The 19,282-nt window shown below is 69.5% G+C and carries 24 protein-coding genes; 12 read left to right on the top strand and 12 right to left on the bottom strand.

Features of this window, described 5'->3' with window-relative positions:
- Positions 1–73: 73 nt before the first annotated feature.
- From OG361_RS22705 to OG361_RS22695, 3 genes are all read left to right on the top strand, one after another.
- Positions 74–895, top strand: a complete 822-nt coding sequence (locus tag OG361_RS22705) for a PIG-L deacetylase family protein (RefSeq protein ID WP_405856239.1) — start codon at positions 74–76, stop codon at positions 893–895.
- Between the two features lie 186 nt (positions 896–1,081).
- Positions 1,082–2,041: a hypothetical protein gene (locus tag OG361_RS22700; protein ID WP_405856237.1), complete on the top strand. Its 960-nt coding sequence runs from the start codon at positions 1,082–1,084 to the stop codon at positions 2,039–2,041.
- A 206-nt stretch (positions 2,042–2,247) separates the two neighbouring features.
- The gene (locus tag OG361_RS22695; RefSeq protein ID WP_405856235.1) at positions 2,248–2,379 is read left to right on the top strand and encodes a hypothetical protein; all 132 of its coding nucleotides are present in this window, start codon (positions 2,248–2,250) and stop codon (positions 2,377–2,379) included.
- Between the two features lie 79 nt (positions 2,380–2,458).
- On the opposite strand, the gene OG361_RS22690 is transcribed toward OG361_RS22695, so the two are convergent.
- The gene (locus OG361_RS22690; protein WP_405856233.1) at positions 2,459–3,106 is read right to left on the bottom strand and encodes a dihydrofolate reductase family protein; all 648 of its coding nucleotides are present in this window, start codon (positions 3,104–3,106) and stop codon (positions 2,459–2,461) included.
- Between the two features lie 36 nt (positions 3,107–3,142).
- The gene (locus tag OG361_RS22685; protein WP_405856231.1) at positions 3,143–3,715 is read right to left on the bottom strand and encodes a dihydrofolate reductase family protein; all 573 of its coding nucleotides are present in this window, start codon (positions 3,713–3,715) and stop codon (positions 3,143–3,145) included.
- A gap of 153 nt (positions 3,716–3,868) precedes the next feature.
- Here OG361_RS22685 and OG361_RS22680 point away from each other — a divergent pair, with 153 nt between their 5' ends.
- Together OG361_RS22680 and OG361_RS22675 are read left to right on the top strand one after the other, a co-directional pair.
- Positions 3,869–4,171: a hypothetical protein gene (locus OG361_RS22680; RefSeq protein WP_405856229.1), complete on the top strand. Its 303-nt coding sequence runs from the start codon at positions 3,869–3,871 to the stop codon at positions 4,169–4,171.
- A 183-nt stretch (positions 4,172–4,354) separates the two neighbouring features.
- Entirely contained in the window at positions 4,355–5,227 is an 873-nt protein-coding gene (locus OG361_RS22675) for a TetR/AcrR family transcriptional regulator (RefSeq protein WP_405856227.1), read from the top strand.
- Positions 5,228–5,407: 180 nt separating this feature from the next.
- On the opposite strand, the gene OG361_RS22670 is transcribed toward OG361_RS22675, so the two are convergent.
- Genes OG361_RS22670 through OG361_RS22655 form a run of 4 tightly spaced genes read right to left on the bottom strand, consistent with a single transcriptional unit; the run spans position 5,408 to position 7,594 of the window.
- Complete coding sequence (locus OG361_RS22670) at positions 5,408–6,289, bottom strand: MerR family transcriptional regulator (RefSeq protein ID WP_405856225.1); 882 nt, start codon at positions 6,287–6,289, stop codon at positions 5,408–5,410.
- A 34-nt stretch (positions 6,290–6,323) separates the two neighbouring features.
- Positions 6,324–6,953, bottom strand: coding sequence for a LysE family transporter (locus tag OG361_RS22665; RefSeq protein WP_405856223.1), 630 nt, complete (start codon positions 6,951–6,953; stop codon positions 6,324–6,326).
- On the bottom strand, positions 6,950–7,258 hold the full coding sequence (locus tag OG361_RS22660) for a DUF2087 domain-containing protein (RefSeq protein WP_405856221.1): 309 nt from the start codon (positions 7,256–7,258) through the stop codon (positions 6,950–6,952). Before OG361_RS22660 ends, OG361_RS22665 begins: the two co-directional genes overlap by 4 nt.
- 57 nt (positions 7,259–7,315) lie before the next feature.
- The gene (locus tag OG361_RS22655) at positions 7,316–7,594 is read right to left on the bottom strand and encodes a hypothetical protein (protein ID WP_405856219.1); all 279 of its coding nucleotides are present in this window, start codon (positions 7,592–7,594) and stop codon (positions 7,316–7,318) included.
- A gap of 206 nt (positions 7,595–7,800) precedes the next feature.
- Here OG361_RS22655 and OG361_RS22650 point away from each other — a divergent pair, with 206 nt between their 5' ends.
- Positions 7,801–9,330, top strand: a complete 1,530-nt coding sequence (locus OG361_RS22650) for a hypothetical protein (protein WP_405856217.1) — start codon at positions 7,801–7,803, stop codon at positions 9,328–9,330.
- 64 nt (positions 9,331–9,394) lie between these two features.
- Here OG361_RS22650 and OG361_RS22645 read toward each other — a convergent pair whose 3' ends face one another.
- Both OG361_RS22645 and OG361_RS22640 read right to left on the bottom strand, forming a co-directional pair.
- Positions 9,395–9,580, bottom strand: coding sequence for a DUF397 domain-containing protein (locus tag OG361_RS22645; RefSeq protein WP_405856215.1), 186 nt, complete (start codon positions 9,578–9,580; stop codon positions 9,395–9,397).
- Positions 9,573–10,430: a Scr1 family TA system antitoxin-like transcriptional regulator gene (locus OG361_RS22640; RefSeq protein WP_405856213.1), complete on the bottom strand. Its 858-nt coding sequence runs from the start codon at positions 10,428–10,430 to the stop codon at positions 9,573–9,575. The genes OG361_RS22645 and OG361_RS22640 overlap by 8 nt, the downstream gene beginning before the upstream one ends.
- A gap of 109 nt (positions 10,431–10,539) precedes the next feature.
- On the opposite strand from OG361_RS22640, the gene OG361_RS22635 reads away from it, so the two are divergent.
- The 4 genes from OG361_RS22635 (at position 10,540) to OG361_RS22620 (ending at position 12,466) form a co-directional block, all read left to right on the top strand.
- Positions 10,540–10,776, top strand: coding sequence for a hypothetical protein (locus tag OG361_RS22635; protein WP_405856211.1), 237 nt, complete (start codon positions 10,540–10,542; stop codon positions 10,774–10,776).
- A gap of 20 nt (positions 10,777–10,796) precedes the next feature.
- Positions 10,797–10,997 carry a hypothetical protein gene (locus OG361_RS22630; protein WP_405856209.1) on the top strand — a complete coding sequence of 67 codons (201 nt, stop codon included), beginning with the start codon at positions 10,797–10,799 and terminating at the stop codon, positions 10,995–10,997.
- Positions 10,998–11,155: 158 nt separating this feature from the next.
- Positions 11,156–11,299, top strand: coding sequence for a hypothetical protein (locus tag OG361_RS22625; RefSeq protein WP_405856207.1), 144 nt, complete (start codon positions 11,156–11,158; stop codon positions 11,297–11,299).
- Between the two features lie 6 nt (positions 11,300–11,305).
- On the top strand, positions 11,306–12,466 hold the full coding sequence (locus OG361_RS22620; protein WP_405856205.1) for a methyltransferase domain-containing protein: 1,161 nt from the start codon (positions 11,306–11,308) through the stop codon (positions 12,464–12,466).
- Between the two features lie 187 nt (positions 12,467–12,653).
- Here the strand turns inward: OG361_RS22620 and OG361_RS22615 are convergent, their stop codons facing one another.
- The 4 genes from OG361_RS22615 to OG361_RS22600 all read right to left on the bottom strand — a co-directional run bounded on the left by OG361_RS22615 (position 12,654) and on the right by OG361_RS22600 (position 15,636).
- Positions 12,654–13,652, bottom strand: a complete 999-nt coding sequence (locus OG361_RS22615; protein ID WP_405856203.1) for a hypothetical protein — start codon at positions 13,650–13,652, stop codon at positions 12,654–12,656.
- Between the two features lie 545 nt (positions 13,653–14,197).
- Positions 14,198–14,866 (bottom strand): class I SAM-dependent methyltransferase, encoded by a 669-nt coding sequence (locus OG361_RS22610; RefSeq protein WP_405856201.1) that lies wholly within the window; start codon positions 14,864–14,866, stop codon positions 14,198–14,200.
- 90 nt (positions 14,867–14,956) lie between these two features.
- Entirely contained in the window at positions 14,957–15,370 is a 414-nt protein-coding gene (locus OG361_RS22605; protein ID WP_405856199.1) for a PIN domain-containing protein, read from the bottom strand.
- The gene (locus OG361_RS22600) at positions 15,352–15,636 is read right to left on the bottom strand and encodes a hypothetical protein (protein ID WP_405856197.1); all 285 of its coding nucleotides are present in this window, start codon (positions 15,634–15,636) and stop codon (positions 15,352–15,354) included. Before OG361_RS22600 ends, OG361_RS22605 begins: the two co-directional genes overlap by 19 nt.
- Positions 15,637–15,817: 181 nt before the next feature.
- Between OG361_RS22600 and OG361_RS22595 the strand changes: the two genes are divergently transcribed.
- Both OG361_RS22595 and OG361_RS22590 read left to right on the top strand, forming a co-directional pair.
- Positions 15,818–16,906 (top strand): hypothetical protein, encoded by a 1,089-nt coding sequence (locus OG361_RS22595; protein WP_405856195.1) that lies wholly within the window; start codon positions 15,818–15,820, stop codon positions 16,904–16,906.
- A 313-nt stretch (positions 16,907–17,219) separates the two neighbouring features.
- Positions 17,220–19,271, top strand: a complete 2,052-nt coding sequence (locus OG361_RS22590) for an alpha-L-fucosidase (protein ID WP_405856193.1) — start codon at positions 17,220–17,222, stop codon at positions 19,269–19,271.
- The last annotated feature ends 11 nt before the right edge of the window (positions 19,272–19,282 follow it).

Raw genomic sequence — 19,282 nt, 5'->3', positions numbered from 1 at the left:
GCGTAAGTGCCATGTCCAGTTCACGCCACGGGTTGGCCTTGCGACGCTTCCGCCACCCCAACAGGCTTGCCTCATGAGGGACATGGAGGACTTCGCGACGAACGGCACGGGCCGGACCACACCCGAGCAGCCGCCCGAGCAGCCGCCCGAGCGGTCGCCCGAGCAGCCGCCCGAGATACCCGGCCGCGGCGCACCCGCGTCCCTGCTGGTCGTGGCCGCGCACCCGGACGACATCGAGTTCTGCGTCAGCGGCACGGTCATGCAGTGGATCGCGCGCGGCACCCGCGTCACGTACTGCATCGTCACGGACGGCGGCGCGGGCGGTTACGACGAACAGCTCCCCCGGCAGGCGATGGCGGATCTGCGCCGCGCCGAGCAGGTCCACTCGGCGAAGCTCAGCGGCGTCGCCGACGTCCGCTTCCTCGGCTACCCCGACAGTTTCGTCGAGGCCTCCGTCGAGCTCCGCCGCGACCTGTGCCGGGTCATCCGCGAAGTACGCCCGCAGCGGGCCATCATCCCGTCCCCCGAGATCAACTGGGCGCGCGTCGCCGACCTCCACCCCGACCACCGCGCGGTCGGGGACGCCTGCCTGCGCGCGATCTACCCCGAGGCCCGCAACCCCTTCGCGCACGCGCAGCTCCTGAAGGAGGAGGGCCTCGAACCCTGGACGGTCCACGAACTGTGGCTGATGACGGGCCCCACCCCCAACCAGTACGTGGACGTCACCCCCGTCTTCGACCGCAAGGTCGAGGCCCTGCGCATCCACACCTCCCAGACGGCCCACTTCGACGACCTGGCCGGCCTGCTCCGGACCTGGCTCGGCGAGCACGCGACGGCGGGCGGACTGCCGCCGGGCCGGATGGCGGAGGCGTTCCAGATCGTGCACATCGACTGAGCCGCCTCCGCGCGGAGCCCCCAGGGAGCCCGGCAGAGCCCCCGAAGAGCCCCCGCAGAGGCCTCGCGAAGCCCACGCGAAGCCCACGCGAGTGTCCTTGTGGCGGCACGGGGCGTATGGGACGGTGGGCGCCACACGTGGGGGCGCGTGCGACCAACACGCGCGTGGCGAGGGGGAGTTCGCGTCATGACCGACTTCGTTTCCAGCCTGCACGAAGCTCTGATCTCTCAGTACCTCGCCCGACCCGAGGCCGACCAGGAGCCCTACTACTCGGTCTCGGACAGCCTGCGCCTCTACGCCGACTCCCTCTGGAGCGACACGGGAGAAGCGAACAAGGCCGTCCAGCGGCTGCTCTCGTCCGGCAGGGGCGAGGCGATGGACGCCCTGGGGCAGCAGTGGGACAAGGTCATGAACAAGGACGTCGGCTCCACCACGGCGGTGGCGCGGGTGTCGGCCGTCACGGCGTACGAGCTCGGCGAGATCATCGCCGTGGCCAAGGCCGAGATCACGGAGGTCGCCGCCTCCTGCGCCGTGAGCACCGGCGCCCAGCTCGCCGGCGGTGCGCTGGTGTTCGGCGTGGCGGACGACGTCGTCGCGACCGCCGTCTCACAGGCCCAGACCCTGGCGCGGAAGGTCGTCGCCAGGTGTCAGCAGCTGGTCGTGGCCAAACTGGGCCGGCTCCAGCGGGACCCGGCCGTGGCGGCCCTCGGAAGCGTCGCCGCCGACCTCGCCGGAGCCATCGGCGGCCAGGCGCGCGACGGGGCGGCCGACGCGGGGACGGGCCGCGCCTGGGGCAAGGACCTCGCCTCCGGATCCGGCCGGGCAGCCGAGGGCGTCCACGTCGACCACGCCGAGCACGAGCGCGCGGCCAAGCGGCTCAGGGAGGTCGCCGACGAGGTCTTCGACACGACCTCGACCACCCTTCGCGACGCCGTCCACGACCACGCCACAGGAGCGCAGAGCGGCGCCCTCGGCGCGGCGATCGCCGCGACGCTCGGCACGGTCCTGGACGATCTCACCCAGGCCACGAAGGCCATCGGCGACTACCTGGACGACACGCTGCCCGCCGGGATCCTGCTGATCTCCAGCAGCCAGCAGTCCACGGACGACGACGTCAAGCGACGGATGTCCGAGCTCGACCGGTAGGCCTGGCCCACTGGTCCAGGGGGCCAGGGGGCCAGGGGGCCGGACCAGGGGGCTGGGCCAGGGGCTGAGCCAGGTGGCTGGACCAGCGGGCTCCCGGCGAGCTCGGCGTACGAGCCGGCAAGGCGCGCCGAGGGAAGCGGTTCCTCCGCCGGACGGGCGGGTAGCTGGCGTACATGTCAAAAGGCTGGCGTTGGTTCCTCCTTGCCGTGTTCGTCGTCTGGACCGTCCTCGCCCTGCAATGGACAGACCTCGGCTGCGACTACCCGGAGGCGTACCTCGCGGTGGTCCGCTTCGGCACGCCGGAGGGGCTGGAGTTCCTGCCCGCCTGCGGCGGCTGACGAGTCAGCCCCCGCGCCCGGTCCTCCGGCCCCCCCGACTCACCGACTCACCGACTCACCGACTCACCGACTCACCGACTCACCGACGCCAGAACAGGTGGTGCGTCACGCCGCCGCTCGGGCTGGGCACGGACTCGTGGTGGAACTGGTCGAACAGCTCGTCGGGGGATTCCCAGAGCCGCGCCCCGGAGCCGAGCTCCACCGGTGAGACCGCCACGTGCAGGGTGTCGACGAGGCCGGCGTCGAGGAACTCACGGATCGTGGTGGCCCCGCCGCCGAGCCGGACGTCCTTGCCCCCCGCCGCTTCCCGCGCCTGCGCGAGGACGGTGGCCGGATCGCTGTCGACGAAGTGGAACGTGGTGTCGGAGAGCGTGAACGAGGGCCGCACGTGGTGGGTCATGACGAACACCGGGGTGCGGAACGGGGGCTTGTCACCCCACCAGCCGAGCCACTCGTGATCACGCCAGGGCCCCCGCTGGGGGCCGAACTTGTTGCGGCCCATGATCTCGGCGCCGATGTTGCGCGAGAAGTCGCGCGTGAAGTAGTCGTCGAGGCCGCGGCTGCCACCGGGGTCGGTACGCATGGGCCAGCTCGCCGTGGCACCGGCCCACGCGAACATGTCCCCCGGATTCGCATGGCCGAACGGCCTCTCCAGGCTCTGGCCCTCACCGGCACCGAACCCGTCACTCGACACGTTGAAGTTCTGAACTCTCAGCAGCTGGACCACGGGGCTCCCCTTGATGTCGTGAACAAGAACGTCTTATCAGCGGACAACGTCGAAAACCTGCTTCTGCAGGCCGTTGGCGTACGCCTCGTACTCGACGAGCTTCAGCTTCTGGACGTCCTTGTCCGTGGCGCTGAAGAGCCGCTTGCCCGCGCCGAGCAGGAGCGGGAACACGAGCAGGTGGTAGCGGTCGATCAGGCCGGCGTCCGACAGGGCCTGGTTCAGCGTGGCACTGCCGTGGACGATGATCGGGCCGCCCTCGGTCTCCTTCAGCGCGGCGACCTCGTCGAGCGAACGCAGGATCGTCGTCTCGCCCCAGTTCGACACGAGGTCGTCCTCGGTGAGGGTGGTGGAGACGACGTACTTCGGCATCACCTTGTAGTCGGCGAACTCCTCCATGTCGGGCCACACCGGGCTGAACGCCTCGTAGCTGGTCCGGCCCAGCAGGATCGCGGCGGCCTCCTTCTGCTCGCGCCCCTTGATCTCGAAGGCCTCGGGAAGGAACTCGACGTCCTTGAAGGTCCACCCGGAGTTCCGGTAGCCGGGCTCACCGCCCGGGCCCTCCACGACACCGTCGAGGGAGATGAAAGCGGTGCTGATGAGAGTGCGCATGGAAGGCTCCTCGGTTCTCGTGCTCGGTTCTCGGTTTCCGGTGCTCCGTGGATGCCGCCGCGGCTGTCGCGCACCATCCATGAACCAAGACCGTGCATCCCGGAGAAACTCATCGGTCGCCGCCCGGCGGATGTGTGTGCCTAGGATCGAGGTATGACCATTCGATGCGGTTCGTCCCTGTCTCTCTGGTCGCGGGACTCGTTCCTGTCCGTCGGTTCGGTGGGCTCGACGCTGTCGATCGGCTCCGTCGGCTCCTTCCTCTCCGTCGGCTCGGTCGGCTCCGCCCTGTCGATCGGCTCCATCGGCTCCTGGGCGAGCGCCGGCTCGCTGCTGTCCGCCCAGTCGTGCTGGTCGGTCCTCTCCTACCGCTCCCGAAGGGGTGTCCTGGCGGCAGGCGCGTGCCTGGCCGTCGCGGGGGCCGTAGCCCTGACCGCCGGGGCGCGCCGGGGTCGCTGACCCCCGCCGGGGACCTCAGAGCGCTTCGGCCGGTGGCCCGCGCCCGAGGCGGTCATGCCCGGGACCGTCCTGCCCGGGCCGCCGGCCGGTACGGCCCTCGCGGCCTGTGCAGACCAAACCGTTCAGTTCATATACTGACCGCCCCGCCACCCCGGCTCGCCACCACAGCCAAGGACACCACCCATGGGCGCCGAAGCCGAAGCCGAAGCCCGAAGCACTCCGGGCGCTCCGGGCGCTCCGGGCGCTCCGGGCGCTCCGGGCGCTCCGGGCGCTCCGGGCGCTCCAGGCGCTCCAGGCGCTCCAGGCGCTCCAGGCGCTCCAGGCGCTCCAGGCGCTCCGGGCGCTCCAGGCGCTCCGGGCGCTCCAGGCGCTCCGGGCGCTCCAGGCGCCCTGGGCGCCCTGGGCGCGATCGACGAGTACGGCATCCCGATCATCCCGGACCCCGCCGACGCCGCCTCCCGCAAGCGCCAGGCGATCATCGACGCCGCCCTCGCCGAGTTCCTCGCCGAGGGCTACTCCGCGGCCTCCATGGACGCGATCACCCGCGGCTCCGGCGTCTCCAAGGCGACGATCTACAAGCACTTCGGCAGCAAGGAACGGCTCTTCCTCGCCGTCATCGGCGGCGTCCTGCCGAAGACGTACGCCGACCTGGAGCCCTCCAACTCCACCATCGCCGACGCCCCCGACCTGCGGGCCGCCCTCGTCCGGCTCACGACCGACTGGGCGCGGATCCTGCTGCGCCCCGACATCATGTCGCTGCGGCGCCTGGTGATCGGCGAGATAGACCGTTTCCCGCAGCTCGGCCGGCTCTGGTACCGGGTCGGCTACGACATGAACAACGGCCCGCTCGTCGAGGCCTTCACCGAGCTGCACGCGCGCGGCACCCTCGACGCGCCCGACCCGAAGCTCGCCGTGCAGCAGCTCGTCGCGGTGACGGTGGGCGTGCCGCAGCTCGTCCGTACCTTCTCGCCCGACGCGGCGATCGAGGACGCCGAGCTCACGCGGGTGATCAGCTCGGGAGTGGATCTGTTCCTCGCGCGGTACGCGACCGCCTGAGGACCGACCGGACGAGGCCCCCCGAAATCCAGACACGACCGGCGCGGGAGTTTCGCCGCTCGACCGCCCCGAGAGCAAGCCGGTTCCGGCCGCCGAGACATCTCGGGACGGTCTTGTCGGGCACCCTCAGTGATCCGTGGGTACGGGAGGGGGTCGGGGGAGGTCACCGTGCGGTGCGCGTCAGGAGCCTTCGGAGACCGGTTCCTCGACGGGCCAGGCGATCTCCAGCCGGTTGTCGGGGTGGTCCGGCGTACCCGTCCAGCGCAGGAAGGTCGACCGGACGGGGCCCGCGAAGGCGAAGCCGTGCTCGGCGATCCAGTTCGCGACGGCGTCGTACGCGGTGAGGATCTCGGGGAAGGCGGTCGCCGCGCCCTCCACGACCGTGCAGGCGTAGGTGCACTCCGGGATGTCCCGTACGGACATCCCCTCGCCCAGCTCCTCGGGCTGTGCGCCCGACTCCCAGAACGGCAGGCACGCCTCGACCAGCGTCTCGTTCTCCTCGTCGCAGAGCCCGTGGTACCGGACGAACGCGGGTCCGGCGAAGGTGAGCGGCCCACGCCCCGCGACGGCGTACATGTCCTGGTAGGCGGTGCCCAGGAACGGGTCCAGGCCGTGGTGGTTGACCATCGCACCGCGAACGAGGACGCGTTCGGCGGCGCCTTGGCGGAGGGTGACGCGGTGGTTCATGTCGGCTCCTTCGGTCAGCTGGGTCAACAGGCCGTGGACGAGGGAGCGCTGGACGTCGAGCCGGCGCTCGGCGGCCTTCAGGTGGTCGCGCAGCGCGGCTGCCAGCCGGGGTGCCGGGTCGGTCACCGGCTCGGCACCGTCGCCGGCGCCCGCGAGAAGGCCGCGTATCCGCTCGATCGGCATGTCCAGCCGCCGCAGCGCGCGCACGAGCTGCGCGCTGCGGAGCTGGTCGCGCCGAAAGTAGCGGTAGCCGCTCTCCGGGTCGACAAAGGCCGGTGTCAGTACACCGCTTGCGTCGTAGTGCCGCAGGGCAGTGACCGAAAGGCCACTGGCCTGCGCGAACTGCCCTATCGGCAGCAGATTCGTCCTGTCCACGCAGGAGACTGTGCCGTCTCGGGTTACCCGAGAGTCAACCGTTCGCCACGAGCCGCACCGCGAGCACGACGATCAGGGTGCTCGACGCGAGCGCCGTCGTCAGCCTGCCGCGGGCCCCGGTCAGGGTCCGGCCGAGAAGGGTGCCGCCCAGGGCCAGGAGGAGCTGCCAGCTGGCGGAGGCGGCGAGGGCCGCCAGGACGAAGGCGGTGCGGTCGGGGAGGGTGGTGGGCGCGGAGGGGCCCGTCGCGAGGATGAGGGCGGCGAAGTAGATCACCGTCATGGGGTTGAGGATGGTGATTCCCAGGAAGGTGAGGTACGCGCGGGCGGGGGTGAGAGCGGTCCCGTCGTCGCGGGAGGCGAGCCCGCCCGACCGGTACGCCGCGAGCGCCATCCAGGCGGCCCGTACGGCCAGCACCGCGAGGACCACCGCCGAGGCCCACCGGAGCGGCGTCATCACGGGGGCGAGCAGGGGTACGAGGGCGGAGCCGCCCGCCACGGCGAGCAGGGCGTACACCCCGTCCGCGGTCGCGACGCCGAGGGCCGCACCGGCGCCCGTACGCCAGCCGGCACGGGCCGTGACGGCCACGAGGTAGGCGCCGACGGCGCCGACCGGGATCGCGATGCCGTAGCCGGCCAGCAGGCCGGCCACCACCGCGGCCGTCACGCGACGGCGGGGATCGCGCCTCCGGGGGAGCCGGGCTGCTGCTGTCGGCGGTAGTCCGCGCCGTCCTTGGTACGGGTGAGGAAGCCGCCGATCACGAGGTAGCGGCGCAGCGCCGGGAAGTCCTCGTGCACGGCGCGCAGGGCCTCGTTGACCTCCGGCTCCCGGTAGGACCGGTCCGCGTCGAAGAGGGTCGCGGCGAGGTGCGCGAGGAGCGCCTCGCGGCGGGCGGGCCGGCGCGGGATCGCCTTGAGGCGCCCGTCTGCGGAGAAGAGGTCCGCGACGGGGCGGGAAGGATGACTGGTCATGGGCACGCAGCCTGGCGCCCGAGACCCCCGCCCCGCAAAGGGTTTTCGCCCCCTCGGCTACCGCAGGACGATGTTCGTGGCCTCCTGCACCTTCGGCATGATCGTCGGCATGCCGATCCGCTCGAAGAGCGGCTGCGCCTTCTTCGCGAAGGCGAGGAAGTCGTCCTCCGAGTCCCAGAAGTCGACGACCCGCCACCCGCCGCTCCCGTCCGGCCCGGCCGCGTGGGCGATGAACCCCTTGGGCGGCCACCACTCGGCGCCGGTGACCTGCGCAGTGCTCTGCTCGTACTGCTCACGGGTGCCGCCGGGGATCTCGACGGTGACGATGACGGCCATGGTGCTGCTCCTGTACGTGCGGGGAGTGAGGGTCCCGACCAGCAGAACAGCCGCTCCCCCACCCCGCACGGCGGCGGGCCCGATCGAGCGAAGCCGGGGGCGCGCGGGGGACGTGACAAAGGCTCCTCACGATCATTGATCGCGCCTGCGGCGGTGCCGTACCGTGCGCCGTTTGTCCGTTCCCAGCCCTAGGTGGGGGTACGAAGATGAGACAGACAGCGCGCCGCTTGGCGGTGCTGTGTTCCGCTCTGTTCGCCATGATCGCCATGACACCCGCGCAGGCCCAGGCTGTGGAAACCCGGCCGGTTCCCGTCACGGCGAGCGACAAGTACGCGCTCAAGTCCGTGGGCGCCGGCGGCCTCTACGTGTCGGTGGAGGTCGATTCCACCGGCGAGGGGGAGACCATGCTGCGAGCCCGCAAGGCCGCGGCCACGCTCGAAGACCTGGGCTCCTGGGAGAAGTTCACGCTGCACACCGACGACAAGGGGTGGAGCACCACCCTGCGCTCGGAGGGCAACGGAAACTACGTCACGACCGAGCGTAACTTCACCGGCAGCCACCAGAATCTGCTCCGGGCCCGGGGCACCACCGCCGGCGACTGGGAGAAGCTCCAGCTCGAGAAGCAGGCGGACGGCACCTACGCCCTGAAGGCCGCCACGAACGCCGGCGACAAGTACGTGACCGCCGAGGTCCAGGACCCCGGAAACGATGCGGGGCTGCTGCGGGCACGCGGTGACACGGTCGGCTCCTGGCAGAAGTTCCAGCTCGTCCACCTCGGCGAGGAGAACGCGAGCGACCTGGGGGGCCGCCCCGCCCCCGCCTCCCCCGCTCCGGCGGCCGACTTCCGCGTGATGTCGTGGAACGTCTGCGCGAACCACAACGACGACTGCGGAAACCACCGGGTGGAAGGCCCCTCCCTGGGCGACCAGATCACCTCCCGGATGGGCACCACGGCGGAGGCGCAGCAGTACCGTGCCGTGTTCCTCCAGGAGATCTGCGAGTCGCAGGTCAAGCCCATCGAGAACTGGCTGGAGTCGAAGACGGGGACCGGATGGGACGTACGCTTCGCCCCCATCAAGTTCACCGTCGACAACTCCTCGGTGAAGGCCGCCAGGACCTGCGACAACTCCGGTTCGACGGGTGCCTGGAAGGACCGCGGCTCCTACGGCATCGGCCTCGCGGTGCCGGACGCCAACGTCTGGTACCACTCGTACGACCTGCCGTCGCCGCAGAACAAGACCATCGACGGCGCCTGGGTGCGCATGGAGCAGCGAACCGCGATCTGCGCCGTTCTCCCGGCTCAGGCCCTGCAGTTCTGCACGGCCCACTTCAGCGCCGGTCTGGCGACGGACGACGCGGACGGCTCGAAGCGCAGGGAGCAGGCCGCGGAGCTGCAGAAGATCGTCCGCTCGTACACCATGCCCGGCTACCGGACGGTCTACGGCGGCGACCTCAACGCCACCCCGCCGGACTCCACCTCGCTGGAGGACCTCCCCAAGGACGTCCTGACGTCGGCCTACGCGGCGGACAAGGAGTGCGACGAGGGTCTTTCGAGCACGCGGCCGCGTGACGGCCGGGCCACGAAGCCGATCCTCAAGCCCGACCCCAAGGACAACCGCTACATCAAGATCGACTACCTGTTCGACCCGTCCGACGGGACCGTCGTCTCGTGCGACGTGACGGCCGACGCGGGCGAGTCGGACCACTACCCGATCAAGGCGCGCTTCCGCTTCTGAGCGCGTGCCCGACCGGCCCCCGGTCCGGGACGCCCTGCGGGTGTTCCGGACCGGGACGGTCGGGTCAGACCGGGTACGTGCGCGCGAAGGCGGTGAAGGCGGCCCAGGCGGCGGGGGTGGCGGTGAGCTCGCCCTGGGTGTGGTCCTTGGTGTCCCGGACGCGTACGAGGCTGGGGGCGTTGTCGGCGACCTCTACGCAGTTGTCGTTGTTGCCGCTGTACGTGCTCTTGTGCCATGTGGGCTCAGTCATCGTGTTCCTTCGCAATGGCCCGCATCAGCTCCAGGGACGCCCTGGGGCCTAGTGCATCCTGCCGCAGAAGGTCGTGGACTTGCTGAAAGCGCATCACGACCTTGGGATCCTCCGTGTAGTTGCCCGTGCTGAACCCCTCTGTGTACGCACCTCGCTTCCCCTTGGGAAGCGTGAGAACGGCGAAGGACCCCACCACAGAGGCCGTCTTGGCAGGGAGTACCTGGATGTTCACGTTAGGACGCTGGGCCATGAACAGCAGATGCTCGATCTGCTCCCGCATCACCGCGCTGCCGCCGATCTTGCGGTGCAGGCCGGCCTCGTCCAGCACGACGACCATCCAGGGCGGCTCAGGTTGCCCGAGTACGACTTGTCGCTCCAAACGCGTTCGAACGAAGTCGTCGATCTCGGCCGGACTACCGGCGGCCCCTCTTTCCATCGACCCCCGCGCGTAGCCCCCGGTCTGGAGCAGTCCTGGCACTCCGATGGAGAACTCATGGATTGCGGTGGCTTCGAGTTGACGGCGCACATAGGTCTTCGCATAGCTTCGGATGCTCCGCCGACTCAGGGCCTTCACGTAGTTGCGAACGGTCTGCTGACTCAGAATCTTCACGAGGTTCACCAGAGAACCGGGCGAAAGCTGTAGCACCGCTTCCAGCTTCTTCGCCAAGTCCCGATCCGGCGGATCCTCACCGCGCTCGATCTCGGAGATCCGCGTACTGCTGCTGAAGACCTTCGCCGCGAGATACGACTGCGTCCACTCGCGCCCGAGAGCCAGCCGGGCCTCACGGACCATGTTCCCGAGGTACTGCTCGACGCTGTCTCCGGGGTCCAGATCTAGCGCTCCTGGCATATGCCCCGTTCCTCACCTGCGCAATGGAACTCAACTCCTGGAAAGGGTAGGGCTGGTCACGTCATCGTGGAGTTGTTCCGGAGGAGATCCATCAGAAAGTGAGCCCTCCATGCGTACGACGACGAACGCTCCCCCCATCCGCCCCGTCACCGAGCCGGAGGCCGCCCGCGTGTTCCGCGAGCTCAAGGCCGCCATGGACACCGCCGGGCTCCCCACGAACGGCCTCTACCGGGACGTGACCCGCTCGCCCGGCGGGGACATCCACCGGTACGGGCTCGGGGTCGTCAGTCTCAGCGGTGCCAAGCGGCTCACCGTCCTCCTGCGCACCGCCCGGCCGGCCCCGTGAGGTACCGCGTCGGAGACGTCGTGACCGACGCGCAGCGCGCTCTGACCGGGCAAGTACGGGACGTGCACGGGAATCTGCTCACGCTGGTGCGTCCCAGCGGATACCTCTGGGAAGCGGCGGTCGAACAGTGCTGGACGGCGAGCCCGGAGGAGCGCGCGAGCCTGACCCCTCGCGGGGCCGTGCGCATCATCAGCACGTCGCCCGCGCGGCCCTCTTCCTGATCGCGGTGGCCGTGGGCGCGCTCTGCGCCGCCCTCTGGCTCCGCGCCCCCTAAGGCCCTGTCGTCAAAGTCCCGCCTGGGACGCGGCGTCCCCTGCCCTCCGGGCAGACGGCGCTACTTCGACGACAGGGCCTAGAACGACACGAGGAGCGAACGAACATGGGTAAGCACGACGGCGGTACCGGCAGCGGCCAGGGCGGCAGTCAGCAGGACGACAGCGGCAGCGGGCGCGGGCACGGTGGCGGCGGGTCGGAGACGAGTGGTGGGAACTCGTCCGACGGCTCCGGCCCGGCGAAGAAGTAGCGGCCGGTGATCACACGTACGGAGGAGGCGGGCCCCGCCGGGCTCGCCTCCGCGCTCTCCGCCTCGGGCGCTCTGCGCCCCGACTGGCTGCCGACGTTCGAGGCAGTGCCTCGGGGCCTGTTCGTGCCCGACCGCATCTGGCCCGGCATCCCCGACGGGACCCGGCAGAAGCCGCTGGTGGACCGGGCCACGGACCCGGACGCCTGGCTCGCGGCGGTCTACTCCGACATCCCCCTCACCACCCAGTGGGACGACGGACTCCACGTCGGGGATGCCGTCGGCACCCGCCCGTCGAGCTCCAGCTCGCAGCCCGGCATGGTCTTCACGATGCTCGCCGACCTCGACGTCGGGGAGGGGCATCGTGTGCTGGAGATCGGCACCGGGACCGGGTGGAACGCGGCGCTCCTCTCCCACCGGCTCGGGGCGGAGCATGTCGTCTCGGTCGAGTACGACCCCGGGGTGGCGGAGGGCGCGGCCGCACACCTGCGTCGCGCGGGACGACCGGCCCCCACACTGGTCGTCGGGGACGGCCGGAAGGGGTATGAGGACGGCGGCCCGTACGACAGGGTCATCGCCACCTGTTCCGTCGGGGAGATCCCCCACGCCTGGATCGAACAGACCGTGGCCGGCGGGGTGATCGTCGCGCCCTGGGGGACCCCGTACGGCGGGGAGGCCATCGTCCGGCTGACGGTCAGTCAGGACCGCACGGCCAGTGGGCACTTCACCCGTTCCAGTGCCTTCATGCGGCTGCGGCAGCAGCGCCCCGACCTGCCGTCGCACGACGCGTACCTCGGGGGACGGGCGTGGCCGGCCGACGGCGTCAGGAGGACGACGGCGCTCTCGCCGACCGCCGTGGGCGGCTGGCTGGAACAGTTCGTGATCGGGCTGCGTGTGCCCGGGGCGTTCTGGTCCGTCGAGCGGTACGACGACGGGTCGTACACCCTGTGGACGTACGGCACCGACCGGGAGTCCTGGGCTTCCGTCGATCACGAGCCCGGCGCCCGGGAGTTCGAGGTCGTGCAGTCGGGCCCCCGCCGCCTGTGGGACGAGACGGAGGCCGCGTACGACTGGTGGGTGGGCGAAGGACGCCCCGGGTTCGGCCGCTTCGGCCTGACCGTGGGCCCGGGGGGCCAGTTCCCGGTGTTTCGCCCGGTGGAGCCGGGCTAGACGCGGCCGGGCGAGTCAGGTCGCGTGCTGGCCCGCCGAGTGCCGGCAACTGCTTCTCTCGCAATAGTCGGCCTCGCCCGCCGCCGGGTCAACGTCCTCTGGGCCTCCTCCGCGACGGGCGGTGCTACGAGCTCACGCCGCCGACCGCCCTCGCAGCTTGACAGACGACATTAGGAATCAATGGGAATCATCGACCCGGTATCCACGGGGGCTGCTTACAGTAAGCCTCGTCGTTGTTCTGATAGAACCACCCGACCCAGTCGGTATACCCTCCCCTGCAACAATTTGCTGGATGTTGCCAGATGGTTCCCAGGTAGTGCGGAGTCCTACGTATTGCATAGCCACAATTGTCGTAGTGAACTGCGGCATTGGTGGCCAGTTTGTGCCCCCACACCCAGTAGGGGCTACCCGTCGCCAAGCGGTAGAAGTGGAAATCCCAGTTGGGCCAGACGACAGCGGCTATTGTGAGCGACTTTGGCTGGCAGTTGTCGGCCCAGCCATCGACGTACAGCCCGCCTCGGATAGAGTCGACCGTCATGCTCGTAGCCGGCTTTCCGCCGTGGGCTCCTGGGTGGGCGTACCGGCCGCCGTAGAGGTAGTTGCAGGCGTACGCGTAGCAATTTGTCCGGTAGATGAATTCCGGACGATTGAAGATATCTGCGTTCGAGTAGAAATAGGAAGACGGGCACGGGCGGTGCCAGGTGTAGCCGCGCAGATAGTCTTCTTCGTCAGCCTCGGGTGATGTGTCCGGTTCGGCTTTCGCGGTTGGCGGCTGCGGCTGCGACTCGAACCCACCTTCAGGAGGAGGAGGTTGCACCAGTGCCACTCCGCGTGAAGCGGCGTCGCGTAGCTCGTCGTCGAGCCCGTTGCGCCGGGCCGGTCCTCCCTCCAGTAGGTACTGCGCGATGGAAGCGTCGCTCTCAGTCGGCCTGCTGCCTACACGGAACTCTTCCGGCAGGCGCCGGTCCAGTCGACTTTGCAGTTGGTGCCACGCGACTTCATCCTTGACCGTGCGAACAAGGAAGCCTCGGTATCCAAGCCCGAACTTCTCTTTCTCGGTGCTCACTGGTGAGATCTGGTCGGGGTCCGCCTCAATGATTTCCAGTACCTGGCTCTCTTCCTCCTTGGTGAGGACCCAACTCGGGTTCGGCGTGCCGGAGAATATATCCATTTCAACTTCTAGCATGATCGTCACCTCTGACGATGCGGGTTCCCTCTTTTTCTGCAGCGTCGCTCATTTGCGCTGTCCGCGACTTGGCAGACGCAGAGTCGTGATAACGCTTGCCTCCGGCCGGCGAGCTGGCGGATCTGACAGGTAGGCATCATGCGTGGCCAATCCCATCGTGCCTCGTCCACGGCCCAGTTGCCTTCATCCGGGCAATACGCTTCCCAGGTGGTTGATTGGCCAGCCTTCCTGCACTCCCGCGATCGCACGTTGGGAACGTTGACCCTGAATCGCCTGACTGTCGCTAATGACTGCGAGATCGATGACGGATATACCGCGAGGCGCACATCGAGTCTTCGTTGCGGCTGAATCGCCATGATGCACAGATCCCCCTTTCAGGGTAAGGACGGTGCTGTGCGCGGGCAACTCGAAACGATTCGGACAGCAGCAGCTGTCTTCCCGCTCCGGTCTTGGGGTGCGAGAGGCGGACGGACAGCTCAACTGGTGGTGCGCGGGCGGGAGGAACGCGATCGCTGACGGCCCGGTGCGCCACTGATCCCCGGTCCTCAGGCGGGGCGCTCGGCCATGACGACCAGACCCGGCCCGCTGTACTCGGTCGCAGGGAGCCGCAGTTCGGCGACCGGGCGCAGTCCGGCCTGCTCGATCAGGTCGACGAGCTGTTCCGGCCGCCATTTGTGCGTCGTCCAGCGGACGGGTACGCCCCCGTAGGCCTCGGTCCGCAGCGCGTCCTCGTCGCCGACGTGGGTGGCGGTGATGAAGTGGCCACCCGGCTTGAGGGCGCGCGTGAACAGGGCGAGGACCTGGGGAAGGACCTCGCGAGGAAGGTTGAACAGTGACCACCACCCCAGGACGCCGCCGAGGGACGCTTCTTCGAGGTCGAGCTCGGTGGCGGAGGAGACGCTGAAGCGGCACTGCGGATACAGGCGGCGCGCGTTCTCGATCATGCGGGGCGAGAGGTCGACCCCGGACACGTCGAGTCCGCGTTCGGCGAGGTAGGCGGTCACCGTCCCGGGCCCGCAGCCGACGTCGAGGACGGGCCCGAGGTCACTCACGGTGTCGGCGAAGGCGTCGATCGACGCCTTGAGCCAGGGATCGGTACGGATGTCGCCGATCCCCGTCGTCTCCACCATGTGGACGTAGTTGTCGGCCACCCGGTCATAGGACTCACGGACCACGTCGAGGTCTGCCGGGCGGTCGATATCGTGTGCGCGCATCGGTCAACGATAGGACCGCCCACTGACATTGGGGCCGGTACAGCCGTTGACGCGGAGCCGTGGATCGCGGCCCGGCCCGCCCCGGGCGTCTCACACGGCTACGAGCCGGACCCGGCCGCTGCACAGCTTGCTCATGTCGTCGGTGTCGGACGTCAACATGACCACCGGCCGCTGCTGCCGCAGGGCGGCCTCGGCCACGACCGCGTCGCTGGCGTACTTGTGACCGTGGAGGCCGACCGCCGTCAGCAGCGCCGAGGCCGCCTTCGCCTCTTCGTCGCCCACCGGGACGACACGCAGACCGGACAGCACCCCGTTCAACCGGGCCTTGTTCGTACGTGCGTGGACGGCCTCGATGATGGTGAGCGCAGAGATCACCACCTCCATGCCCCGGGACCGCGCCTCCATGACCAGGGCCACCACGGTCTCGTCGTCACCCAGCAGCTTGGAGAGTCCCTCGCTGTCGAGGACGAGCGTCCCCTCGTGACTCAGCTTGCGGCGGGCCACTGGCCTTCTTCCGCGAACACCTCGTCGAAGACCTGCCGCGCCTCCTGCTTGGCCTGCGCGGAGACCGGCCCCTTGCGGCTCTCGTAGTCCGCCAGGTATTCGTCCAGGACCTGGCCACGCAGCTCTCGCTCGACAGCTGCGGCGATGAACGCGGAGAACTCTCGCTTGCCGACCCGGGCGCGGATCGCCTCGGCCGTTCCCTCGGGCAAGGAAAGGCTGACGCGTGTCGCCGGCCCTTCGCCGATGTTGTACGTCGCTTCGGACATACAGCCAGCGTGTCAAACGAGTAGGAAACGCGGAAACCGCACGTCACTCGTAAGAGGGGTCTTCACTCTGCGTGTCGTTGCGGGCATATGCCGTGCGGTACGTTCGCACAAAACGGCCCTCGCCAACGGGTGCAACCGTCGTCGAGGGCCTGAACCACTAGTGGAAAGTCCAGAGTCCACCGTGATCTACCGCAACTTTATCGCGCCCTCTCGCGCCTTCAGCCAGTTCTCCCACGAGATCATCCGGCATCCGCGCCTCGACTCCCATGCCGCGCGCCTCCTCACCTGGCAGCTCTCCCTCCCCTCGCACGCCCGCGAGACGCTCTCCGAGACCGCCAAGCGCGCCCGGATCGGGGCGTGTTCCTTCAACGCCGCCAAGCGGCAGCTCAAGGCCGAGGGGTACCTGCACGAACGGCGGGTCCAGGGGGCCGGTGGGCTCTGGGCGACCCAACAGCTCGTCTCCAGCTCCCCGTTGCGCCCCGAAGAGGCCGCCAAGATCTTCGCCCGCATGCCTGTCGCCGTCGGCACCGATCGGGTGTTTCCGCAGGTGGCACCGGAACCCCGGAAGCGGGACGCCGGTACTCCGGCCGCCGGTTGTCCGGTGAGCCCGTCGACCGACGGTCATCCAGGTAAAGATCCGGGAGAAGACACCTCCAACCTTCCGCCCGGGGCCGAGGCGGGGGCGGAGCCGGAGGGGGAGGTGGGGGCCGGGGTCGAGGCGGAGGCCGAGGTCGAAGCGGGGCCCGAGGTCGGGGTCGACTCGGGGCCCGAAGTCGGGGTCGACGCAGGGCCCGAAGTCGGGGTCGACGCAGGGCCCGAAGCCGACGCGGGGCCCCTTCCCGAGCTCCCACCCCCACCCGCACCCGCACCCGACGACCCGCGGCTCGAAGAAGCCCGCGCTCTCGTCGGTGCCCTGCCCCTCCTCTCCCCCGCCCTCCGGCACATTCCCCCCGGCATGCGCGACGAGCTCGCCCTGCTCGTCGCCCGCTGGCTCGCCGCCGGGCACACCTCCGCCGACGTCCACGAGCACGTCCTGCGCGGGCTGCCCGGTGCCGGGACGCCCGTACACCGGCCCGGGGGGCTGGTGAGGTACCTGCTCCGGGCCGTACCGCCCCGGGCCGTACCCCCGGCACCCCGGGCGGGGCTCTCCCCTCGGCTCGAAGGGGCACAGGAGTGCGCGAGCGGCCTGCACACCCAGCCGATGCTGTTCAGGCCGGCCGTCGCGGGCCAGACCCTGTGCCCGGCGTGCGCCACCTGCCCCTCCTCCTAGATCAATACATCCGATCAATACATGGCTCCACATGGTCGGCGGCGTGACGTGGAAGCCGTAGCGGGCGACGGGGCTCGCGGAGCGGTCCGGGGTGGCATGGGCCCGGGTGACGGGCCCCTTAGTCCGCGACTCTCACCACACGCACCCTCCGGCCCCAACAGTTGAAGACCCTCAATGGCTACTCGAAGTTAACGCAACCAGGATCACGAGACACTCGCTTGGAGCCACGTATTGATCGGATGTCTAAACCTGCTCTAGGTTGTCGCGTACCCGACAACCTGCGCTCCACAACTCCCCAGAGGAGCAATGACGCATGTCCAGATATCTCTTGGGCCGGCCCGTACCACGCCGTGCCTTGCGGCGGTCCGCCGTCGCCCTGCTCGGTGTACTCGCGGCGTTCGGCGGCAGTGTCGTGGCGGCCCCGCCCACGCCCGCCGCCACGCTGCCACCGCCGAACCCCGTCGTCGCGATCAACCGCACTGACACCGCTGCGCAGATCCTCCAGAAGGCGGCGACGGTGACGCCGTCGCCCCGGCAGCTCGCGTGGCAGCGTGAGGAGCTGACAGGGTTCGTGCACTTCGGCCCGAACACCTTCACCGGCAAGGAGTGGGGTTCCGGTACCGAGGACCCGAACGTCTTCCAGCCCTCCAACCTGGACACCGACCAGTGGGCCGCGATGTTCAAGAACGCCGGCTTCAAGAAGATCATCCTCACCGCCAAGCACCACGACGGCATGCTGCTCTTCCCATCGGCCTACTCCACCTACGGGGTGGCGTCCAGCTCCTGGCAGAACGGTCAGGGCGACGTCCTCAAGTCGCTCACCGACTCGGCCCGCAAGTACGGCCTCAAGGTCGGCGTCTACCTGTCGCCGGCCGACGGCCACGAGTTCGAGACCAGGGCGACCACCGGCACCTACGGCAACGGCAGCACCCCCCAGGCCACCCGGATCCCCAGCGTCGGCGACGGAAACGGCACGATCTTCAACTTCACCGCCGACGACTACAACCGCTACTACATGAACACCCTGTACGAGGTGCTCACCAAGTACGGCACGCTCGACGAGGTGTGGTTCGACGGAGCCAACCCGTGGAGCGGCCAGGTCACCCAGAACTACAACTACGCCGACTGGGTCAAGATGATCCGGACCCTCCAGCCGAACGCGGTCGCCTTCCAGGAGGGCGGCCCGGACATCCGCTATGTCGGCAACGAGAGCGGGACCACCACCCGCACCAGCGAGTGGGCCACGCTCCCGTACAACACCGACTACGCCGGCAACCCGGCCGATCCGGCGACCGCCGCCGACATGGTCCTGCAGGTGCCCGACGGCGCCGCCCACCCGGATCTGGGCAGCGACGCGCAGCTGACGCGACAGACCAAGGGCAAGACCAGCTGGAAGGTCCTGCGGTACCAGCCGGTCGAGTGCGACGGCCGGCTGCAGGGCTCCAACTGGTTCTGGCACCCGGGCTCCACTCCGGTCCAGATGGAGATCCTGAAGAACATGTACTACGGCTCGGTGGGCAAGAACTGCCAGCTCCTGCTGAACGTCGGCCCGGACACCACCGGACGCATGCCCGCGGACGCGGTGGCCCGCATGCATGAATTCGGGGAATGGATCCGCTCCGTCAACGCCGTCAACGCCGCGGCCGGAGCGACCGCGAGCAACGACACCGGTACCTCCAACACGGCCGGCAACGTCCCCGCCAACGTCCTGGACACCGACGACGCCACCGCCTGGCAGCCCACCGGCACCACCGGCAACCTCGTGCTCGACCTCGGTTCCCCCAAGACCTTCAACGTCGTGGACCTGCAGGAGAGCCTCCAGGTCGGACAGCGCGTGGCAGCCTTCGCCGTGGACGCCTGGAACGGCACCTCCTGGCAGCAGGCCGGCACTGGCACCACGATCGGCCACCGCCGTCTGCTCAAGCTCGCGGACACGGTCACCACCAGCAAGGTCCGGCTCCGGATCACCAGCTCCCGGTCGCTCCCCCCGGCGATCTCCACGTTCGCCCTCCACGCGGACATCGAAGCCCCGAACCTGGCGCTGAACAAGCCCGCCACCCAGTCGAGCACCCTCAACAACGTCGCCTTCGCCGGCCTCGCCGTCGACGGCAACCTCAACGGCACCTACTCCGGCGGCTCGGTCACCCACACCTCCGACAGCCCCCTCGACACCAACCCCTGGTGGCAGGTCGACCTCGGCTCCTCCCAGCAGGTGAGCACCGTCAAGCTGTGGAACCGCACCGACTGCTGCAGCAGCCGGCTCCACGACTTCTACGTCTTCGCCTCCGACACTCCCTTCACCTCCACCGACCCGAACGTCACCAAGGCCCAGGCCGGAGTGTGGAGCATCGAAAGGTCGCCGTGAACCGACATGTC

It is taken from the genome of Streptomyces sp. NBC_00090 (genome assembly GCF_045160815.1).
Classification (GTDB): Bacteria; Actinomycetota; Actinomycetes; order Streptomycetales; family Streptomycetaceae; genus Streptomyces.
This window is presented reverse-complemented; position numbering and strand designations above follow the sequence as displayed.

Bases quoted from the DNA above. Each gene is read 5' to 3' on its own strand.
- OG361_RS22700 (WP_405856237.1), top strand. From the start codon at position 1,082: ATGACCGACTTCGTTTCCAGCCTGCACGAAGCTCTGATCTCTCAGTAC.
- OG361_RS22645 (WP_405856215.1), bottom strand. From the start codon at position 9,580: ATGACTGAGCCCACATGGCACAAGAGCACGTACAGCGGCAACAACGAC.
- OG361_RS22655 (WP_405856219.1), bottom strand. From the start codon at position 7,594: ATGGCCGTCATCGTCACCGTCGAGATCCCCGGCGGCACCCGTGAGCAG.
- OG361_RS22640 (WP_405856213.1), bottom strand. From the start codon at position 10,430: ATGCCAGGAGCGCTAGATCTGGACCCCGGAGACAGCGTCGAGCAGTAC.
- OG361_RS22635 (WP_405856211.1), top strand. From the start codon at position 10,540: ATGCGTACGACGACGAACGCTCCCCCCATCCGCCCCGTCACCGAGCCG.
- OG361_RS22590 (WP_405856193.1), top strand. From the start codon at position 17,220: ATGTCCAGATATCTCTTGGGCCGGCCCGTACCACGCCGTGCCTTGCGG.
- OG361_RS22650 (WP_405856217.1), top strand. From the start codon at position 7,801: ATGAGACAGACAGCGCGCCGCTTGGCGGTGCTGTGTTCCGCTCTGTTC.
- OG361_RS22675 (WP_405856227.1), top strand. From the start codon at position 4,355: ATGGGCGCCGAAGCCGAAGCCGAAGCCCGAAGCACTCCGGGCGCTCCG.
- OG361_RS22660 (WP_405856221.1), bottom strand. From the start codon at position 7,258: ATGACCAGTCATCCTTCCCGCCCCGTCGCGGACCTCTTCTCCGCAGAC.
- OG361_RS22680 (WP_405856229.1), top strand. From the start codon at position 3,869: ATGACCATTCGATGCGGTTCGTCCCTGTCTCTCTGGTCGCGGGACTCG.
- OG361_RS22610 (WP_405856201.1), bottom strand. From the start codon at position 14,866: ATGCGCGCACACGATATCGACCGCCCGGCAGACCTCGACGTGGTCCGT.
- OG361_RS22705 (WP_405856239.1), top strand. From the start codon at position 74: ATGAGGGACATGGAGGACTTCGCGACGAACGGCACGGGCCGGACCACA.
- OG361_RS22625 (WP_405856207.1), top strand. From the start codon at position 11,156: ATGGGTAAGCACGACGGCGGTACCGGCAGCGGCCAGGGCGGCAGTCAG.
- OG361_RS22685 (WP_405856231.1), bottom strand. From the start codon at position 3,715: ATGCGCACTCTCATCAGCACCGCTTTCATCTCCCTCGACGGTGTCGTG.
- OG361_RS22615 (WP_405856203.1), bottom strand. From the start codon at position 13,652: ATGCTAGAAGTTGAAATGGATATATTCTCCGGCACGCCGAACCCGAGT.
- OG361_RS22600 (WP_405856197.1), bottom strand. From the start codon at position 15,636: ATGTCCGAAGCGACGTACAACATCGGCGAAGGGCCGGCGACACGCGTC.